Consider the following 894-nt stretch of genomic DNA (forward strand, 5'->3'; position numbering starts at 1 on the left):
AGCTATAGTTTCTAACAACTTCCTGACCATAAAAGCAGCTTACATACAACTGCCATAGGATCTTTATGTTTAGAATTTTAGTGCTGATCGTATTTTTAATTTCATGCCTGGTGGCGTTTATAAAGGCTGATAAATGGCCACGATGGAAACAACTTACAGTTATTTTCATCCCGACGATTATGCTATTCTGCTTTGCTTTAGTGCTTGAAACTTTAAACTGACCCTTTGGTTTTTCATTAAATATAATACGCTTATAAAGGTAGAAAGTGAGCCTGTTTTTATACTGCAGCGAGAAAGGCTTAACGTGGTTGCGAGAAGGGAAGCTACCTTTCTTAGAAGCCTCATCATTGATGGACCCATTCGTTAGCAATGAAGCCCTTAATCATCAGCCTGATGGGTCAATCGCTGTTTCAGATGAAGAGTTCAGAGTTGAATTGAAAGCTCAATTCGCGGCGCTACCAGAGTCTTTATCAAGCCTGATGAGCTTTGAGTATTTTGAAGAACAATCCCAAAGCAAACGAGCCAGTATTGAAGCACAAATAAGACAACGTTCTGTACCGCAAGTGAGTACAGTGTCGGCTAAACAACAGAAAAATCTAACACTGCTATGCTTATCTGAAAGAGCAGATAACTCGCTACTCTGGCAGTATCAAGCGGCTAATCACCGAGGTATGGTCATCGAACTAGACCAAACTCATGAGTTTTTTACCGCCCCTCAATACCGAGATGCCCCTCAAATGTTTCAGCCAGTGAAGTATAGTGCAGAGCGTCCGTTAAAGCTGAAAGACTCACATCCTTTCATTTCACTATTTCACCGTAGTGAACACTTTTCTCATGAGCAAGAGTGGCGCTTATTACGGCCGGCATCAGTGAGTGACAAGCTCATAAACGTCG

The 894-nt window shown here is 41.6% G+C and carries 1 protein-coding gene; it reads left to right on the forward strand.

Features of this window, described 5'->3' with window-relative positions; genetic code table 11:
• Positions 1–266 precede the first annotated feature (266 nt).
• The coding region (locus A3763_RS02040; RefSeq protein WP_082880339.1) for a DUF2971 domain-containing protein at positions 267–894 on the forward strand (628 nt) is incomplete at its 3' end.

This window comes from Oleiphilus sp. HI0128, from assembly GCF_001635365.1.